Origin of the sequence: Cumulibacter manganitolerans (genome assembly GCF_009602465.1) — a bacterium.
GTDB classification, from domain to species: Bacteria; Actinomycetota; Actinomycetes; order Mycobacteriales; family Antricoccaceae; genus Cumulibacter; species Cumulibacter manganitolerans.
Genome location: NZ_WBKP01000094.1, coordinates 1 through 6,263, shown reverse-complemented (window position 1 = coordinate 6,263; position 6,263 = coordinate 1). Strand labels below are relative to the sequence as shown.

Genomic DNA, 6,263 nt, shown 5'->3' with positions numbered 1-6,263 from the left:
GGCCGGGGAGCCCGGGGCGTCGGCCGGTCCCTCGCGGCGCTCACGCGCCGCGCCGCGGTAGACCAGCGCGGCGACCGCGGCCAGCACCAGCATCCCGACGAGCACCGGCAGCCACAGCCGGCGCAGCACCTCGGCGTCGACCAGCCCGATTACGACGATCAGCTGGACGAACGTGGCGAGGCTGGCCAGCAGCGCGCCGGCCAGCGGCGCGCGCAGGCCGGCCGCCGTGCGGCCGGCCCGCCCCATCGAGGCGGTCGTGGCCGAGGCCGAGACGAAGCCGCCCGCGAGCCCGGTGACCAGCAGCCCCCGCTCCGGACCCAGCGCCCGGACGCCGATGTAGCCGACCCAGCCGATGCCGGTCAGCAGCACGACGAGCAGCCAGATCCGCGCCGGGTTCAGCACCCCGTACGGGCCGAGCTGGCGGTCCGGCAGCAGCGGCAGGACCACGAACGCCACGGCGAGGAACTTGATCGCGTCCTCGAGCTCGACCTCGCTGACGATGTCGCGCGCGAACCGGTGCAACCGGTTCTTCGACACCAGCAGGCCGGCGACCACGACCGCGAGCGCCACGGCCAGCGCCGGCGCGGCGGACGCAAGCGCGCCGAGCAGGTACGTGAGGATCGCGGCGATCTCGGTGGTGGTGCCCGGGTCGTCGACGCTGGTGCGGAAGTAGGCCAGCGCGACCAGCGCCGCGACCGCCACCAGCCCGGCCACGACGGCCCAGGACCCGAAGCGTGCGGCGACCGCGCCGGCGAGCGCCAGCAGCGCGAACGACCGCGAGCCGGCCGCCAGCCGCCGGTTGCCGCTGCGTTCGCGCTCGAAGCCGAGCAGCAGGCCGATGGCCACCGCGATGAGGAACGGCTGGATCTGCAGCCAGCTCACGACGTCCGCGCTCCCCGGCTACGCGCTGAGCCAGCGGCGCAGGAGCTCCGGGAGGTCGCCGGCGATGATCGGCCCGGCCGCCGCGCGCGCCGCGCAGCCGTGCGCGTAGGCGCCCATCGCGGCCGCCAGGCGCGGCTCCAGCCCCGACGCGAGCAGCGCGCCGACGATCCCGGACAGCACGTCTCCGGTGCCGGCCGTGGCGAGCCGCGCGGACCCGGTCGGGTTGACCAGCGCCGGGGCGCCCGGCGCCGCGACGACGGTGGTGGGGCCCTTGAGCAGGACGACGCACCCGGTCTCGTCGGCGGCGCGCCGCGCCGCCGACAGCGGGTCGTCGATCGGGAAGAACAGCCGCTCGAACTCGCCCGCGTGCGGCGTGAGGACCGTCGCGGGGCCGCGGTCCGGCAGCTCGCCGAGGCGGTCCTTGAGCAGCGTCAGGCCGTCGGCGTCCACGACGGCCGCCCGGTCGGCGGCCAGCACGTCCTCCAGCAGCCGGCGGCCCCGATCGTCGGTGCCGATGCCGGGGCCGACCACCCAGGCGTCGGTGCGCCCGGCGTCGGCGACGGACGGGGCGACGACGCACTCCGGCCACGCCTCGATGATGCGGTCGGACGCCGGCGGCTCGCCGAGGAAGCGCACCATGCCCGGCTTCGCGCGCAGCGCTCCCCCGACGCACAGCACCGCCGCGCCGGCGTACTTCGCCGAGCCGGCGGCGACGCCGACCACGCCCGTGGAGTACTTGTGCCCGTCGTACGGCTGCCGCGGCCACGACCGGCGTACCTCGTCCTCGGTGAGCACGCCGGCCGTGGCGGCGGGCAGCCGGTCGCCGAGCCCGATGTCGACGAGCTCGACGTCGCCGCAGTGCCGCGCCCCGGGTGCGAGCGCGTGGGCCGGCTTGTGGCACCCGAACGTCACCGTGAGCCGCGCCTGGATCGCGTCGGGCGCGGCGATCCCGGTGTCGGCGGCGACCCCGGAGGGGACGTCGACGGCGACGACGCACGGGTGCGCCGCGACGGCGCGGGCCACGTCGTCCGGCAGCCCGACCGCACGGCCGCTGCCGAGCCCGGCGATGCCGTCGAGGACGGCATCCGCCCGGCCGACCAGGTCGGCCGCGGCGGGGACGTCGGTGAGGCTCAGCACGTCACCACCGGTCCGCGCGAAGGCCGCCATCGCGCCCGGGTACGTGCCGTCGGCGACCGGCAGCGCGGTCACCGCGACGCCGCGCGCCCGCAGGAACCGCCCGGCGTGCAGCGCGTCGCCGCCGTTGCCGCCGGGGCCGACCAGCAGCGCCACGCGGGCGCCGTACGCCGACAACCCGTCCGCGCGCAGCAGCCGCAGCACGTGCTGCGCGAGACCGTACGCCGCCTTCTCCATCAGCGAGCCCTCGGGGACGTCGCGCATCAGCGCGGCCTCCGCGTCCCGGACCTGCTGGGTCGTGTAGAGCCCGATCATCTCGGCCTGCGCCTCCTCGCTCGCGGCTGCCGCCGGTTACGACGGTACGTCGACCGACAGCGCGACCACCATGGCCACCGCGATGCCGCCGTCGTGCGACAGCGACACCTGCCAGCCGCGCACGCCCAGCTCGTCGGCGCGGGCGCGCACGGTGCCGCGCGTCGCGATGCGCGGCCGGCCGTGCTCGGCCACCTCGATCTCGGCGTCGTGCCACATCAGGTTGCCGGGCGCGCCGAGCGCCTTCGCGAGCGCCTCCTTCGCGGCGAACCGCGCGGCCAGCGAGGCGGCGTGCCGCCGCTGCCCGGACGGCGAGAGCTGCTCGGCCGGGGTGAACAGCTTGTCGATCAGCCGCGGCGTACGCCGCAGCGACTCGGCGAACCGGTCGACCGGGCACACGTCCACGCCGACGCCTACGATCATCGCGACCTCCTTCGGCCGAGCTGCGGCATGCTGCGGTACCGGATCACCGGGCGTGCCGGTAGCGCAGTACGCCGCGGGACTACTCGACAGTGACCGATTTCGCGAGGTTGCGCGGCTGGTCGACGTCCAGCCCCTTGGCCGCCGCCACCTCGCAGGCGAGCACCTGCAGCGGTACGGCCGTCACCAGCGGCGCCAGCAGCGTCGGGCAGCTCGGCACCCGGATGACGTGGTCGGCGAACGGGGTGACCTCCTCGTCGCCCTCCTCGGCGATCACGATCGTCTTGGCGCCGCGGGCGCGCACCTCCTGGATGTTGGAGATGACCTTGCCGTGCAGCGAGTCGCGGCCGCGCGGCGAAGGGCACACGACGATGACCGGTGTGCCGTCGCTGATCAGCGCGATCGGTCCGTGCTTGAGCTCGCCGGCGGCGAAGCCCTCCGCGTGCATGTAGGCGAGTTCCTTGAGCTTCAGCGCGCCCTCGAGCGCCACCGGGAACCCGACGTGGCGGCCGAGGAACAGCACCTGCGACTGGTCGGCCAGCTCGGCGCGCGCGAGCTCGCGCACCGGCTCCATCGTGTCGAGCACCCGATCGACCGCCTCGGGCATCGAGCGCAGCTGGTCGACGACGACCGCCACCTCGTCGCCCCACTTCGTGCCGCGCACGCTGGCCAGGTGCAGCGCGATCAGGTAGCAGGCGACGATCTGCGCGAGGAACGCCTTCGTCGAGGCGACCGCGATCTCGACGCCGGCGCGGGTGTACAGCACGGCGTCCGACTCGCGCGGGATCGTCGAGCCGATGGTGTTGCAGATGGCCAGGATGCGGGCGTGCTGCGCCTTGGCGTGCCGCAGCGCCATCAGGGTGTCCATGGTCTCGCCGGACTGGCTGATGGCGATCACCAGCGTCGAGCGGTCGAGCACCGGGTCGCGGTAGCGGAACTCGCTGGCCAGCTCGACCTCGCACGGGATGCGGGTCCAGTGCTCGATCGCGTACTTGGCGATCATTCCGGCGTACGACGAGGTGCCGCAGGCGATGATGAAGATCTTGGTGACGTCGCGGAAGTCCTGGTCGGACAGCCGCACCTCGTCGAGGACGATCTGGCCGGACTCGGTGAGCCGGCCGCGCAGGGTGTCCGCGACGACGGCGGGCTGCTCGGCGATCTCCTTGAGCATGAACCAGTCGTAGCCGCCCTTCTCGGCGGCGGCGTCGTCCCAGTCGATCGTGTAGTGCGAGAGCTGCGCCTCGACGCCGTCGAAGCCGACGACGGTGACGCCGCGGTCCCGGTTGATCTCGCAGATCTGGTCCTGCCCGAGCTCGATGGCCTCGCGGGTGTGCGCGATGAACGCCGAGACGTCGGAGCCCAGGAAGTATTCGCCGTCGCCGAGGCCCGCGACCAGCGGGGAGTTGCGGCGCGCGCCGATCACCGTGTCCGGCTCGTCGGCGTGGCAGATCACCAGCGTGAACGCGCCCTCGAGCTGATTGCAGACCGCGCGCACGGCCTCCCGCAGCCGGCTCGCGCTGTCGGCGGGGACGGTCTCGAACGCGTCCTGCACGAGGTGCGCGACGACCTCGGTGTCGGTGTCGGAGCCCATCTCGATGCCGCGCTCCTCGAGCCCGGCCCGCAGCGCCGCGAAGTTCTCGATGATGCCGTTGTGCACGACGGCGACCTTGCCGACGTACGACACGTGCGGGTGCGCGTTGCGGTCGTTGGGCGGCCCGTGCGTCGCCCACCGGGTGTGCCCCATGCCGCTGGTGGCCTCCGGCAGCGGCTCGTCGCCGAGCAGCGCGGTGAGGTTGGCGAGCTTGCCGGACTTCTTGCGCACGTGCAGCGCGCCACCGCTCACCACGGCGATGCCGGCGGAGTCGTAGCCGCGGTACTCCAGCCTGCGCAGGCCCTCCATGACGACGTCCTGAGCCTGCCTGTTGCCGACGTACCCGACGATTCCACACATGACCGCCAGCCTACCGGTCAGCGGGCCCGCGGCCCGGCCGCGCCACCGGGGTCTATATCTCAGTCCGGACGGTGTACAGCTCCGGGAAGAAGGTGAGGTCGAGCGCGCGCCGCAGGAACGACACGCCGGACGAGCCGCCGGTGCCGGCCTTGTGCCCGATGATCCGCTCGACGGTCTTCAGGTGCCGGAAGCGCCACATCTGGAAGGAGTCCTCGACGTCCACGAGCTCCTCGCAGGTCTCGTACACGGCCCAGTGCGCGCCGGGGTCGGTGTACACCTGCGCGAGGACGTCGACGACGCCCGGGTGCTCGACGTACGGCTCGGCCCAGTCGCGTTCGACCACCTCCGCCGGCACCGGATAGCCGCGCCGAGCGAGGTGGCGCAGGAACTCGTCGTACAGCGACGGCGCGTCGAGCGCCGCCTGCAGCGTCGCCTGGGCCGCCGGGTCGTGCCGGAACACCTCGATCATGGCGGCGTTCTTGTTGCCGAGCAGGAACTCCAGCAGCCGGTACTGCACGGACTGGAAGCCCGAGGCCTTGCCGAGGGCGCCGCGGAACTTCGCGTACTCCGGCGGGGTCAGGGTGGCCAGCACCGACCACTGGCTGGTCAGCTGCTGCTGGATGTGCTTCACGCGGGCCAGGCACTTCAGCGCCGGCCCGAGGTCGTCGGCGGCGACGAACCGGATCGCGGCCCGCAGCTCGTGGATCGCCAGCTTCATCCACAGCTCGCTGGTCTGGTGCTGGATGATGAACAGCATCTCGTCGTGGTGGTCGGTGAGCGGCCGCTGCGCGCCGAGCAGCTCGTCGAGCGCGAGGTAGCCGCCGTAGCTCAGCCCGGACAGGTCCCGCTCGATGGAGTCCTCGAGCCGGCGGATGCTGCGGTCGGCCATGGCGTCCTCTCCTGGCATGCTGGGTGTCCTTATGGATCAGCTGAGCACGCCGTACGGCGAGATCTCCCTTGCACGGTACCCATCGCGCGACCCCGAGCCGCTCCTCGCGTACGACGCCGCGGACCGCTACCTGCTGGCGGAGGCCGCCGAGCGGCACGCGGGTGCGGCGGCGATCCTGGTCGTCGGCGACCGGCACGGCACGCTCACCACCGCGCTCGCCGGCGTCGCCGACGTGACGATGTGGTCGGACTCGGCGCTGTCGCGGATCGTCGCGCGCGGCAACCTCGAGCGCAACGGGCGCGCCGCGCTGGTCGCCGACACGCCACCGGAGGGACGCTACGACCTGGTCGTCGTACGGCCGGGGAAGGCCCGCGCGCTGCTGGCTGCCCAGCTCGCGCACGTGGCGCCGCTGCTGGAGGCGGCGACGCCGGTCGTCACCGGCGACATGGTCAAGCACCTGGGCCGCTGGATGACCGACGTGCTCGAGGAGCAGATCGGCACGACCACCGCCAGCCTCGCGTCGGGCAAGGCGCGGCTGCTGCGCTCGGTCCGCGACGAACGCCGCGGCAGCACGCCGCCGTGGACCAGCTATCCGGCGCCGGGCGGCGTGCTGCTGCACAACGCGCCGGGCTGCTTCGCCGCCGGCGGCCTGGACGCCGGCGCCCGGCTGCTGCT

General features: G+C 73.9%; 6 protein-coding genes. 1 reads left to right on the top strand and 5 read right to left on the bottom strand.

What is annotated here, in order from left to right; all coding sequences use genetic code 11:
* The 5 genes from F8A92_RS18040 to kynA form a co-directional block, all read right to left on the bottom strand.
* On the bottom strand, positions 1 to 882 hold an 882-nt coding region (locus F8A92_RS18040), incomplete at its 3' end, for a DUF4010 domain-containing protein (protein ID WP_153506566.1).
* Between the two features lie 18 nt (positions 883 to 900).
* Positions 901 to 2,331, bottom strand: coding sequence for an NAD(P)H-hydrate dehydratase (locus tag F8A92_RS18035; protein WP_153506565.1), 1,431 nt, complete (start codon positions 2,329 to 2,331; stop codon positions 901 to 903).
* A gap of 36 nt (positions 2,332 to 2,367) precedes the next feature.
* Positions 2,368 to 2,751 (bottom strand): holo-ACP synthase, encoded by a 384-nt coding sequence (locus F8A92_RS18030; protein WP_153506564.1) that lies wholly within the window; start codon positions 2,749 to 2,751, stop codon positions 2,368 to 2,370.
* Between the two features lie 79 nt (positions 2,752 to 2,830).
* The gene (glmS, locus tag F8A92_RS18025) at positions 2,831 to 4,699 is read right to left on the bottom strand and encodes a glutamine--fructose-6-phosphate transaminase (isomerizing) (RefSeq protein ID WP_153506563.1); all 1,869 of its coding nucleotides are present in this window, start codon (positions 4,697 to 4,699) and stop codon (positions 2,831 to 2,833) included.
* 52 nt (positions 4,700 to 4,751) lie between these two features.
* Positions 4,752 to 5,606, bottom strand: coding sequence for a tryptophan 2,3-dioxygenase (kynA, locus tag F8A92_RS18020; protein WP_228389564.1), 855 nt, complete (start codon positions 5,604 to 5,606; stop codon positions 4,752 to 4,754).
* A gap of 13 nt (positions 5,607 to 5,619) precedes the next feature.
* Between kynA and F8A92_RS18015 the strand changes: the two genes are divergently transcribed.
* The coding region (locus F8A92_RS18015) for a 23S rRNA (guanine(1835)-N(2))-methyltransferase RlmG (RefSeq protein WP_228389563.1) at positions 5,620 to 6,263 on the top strand (644 nt) is incomplete at its 3' end.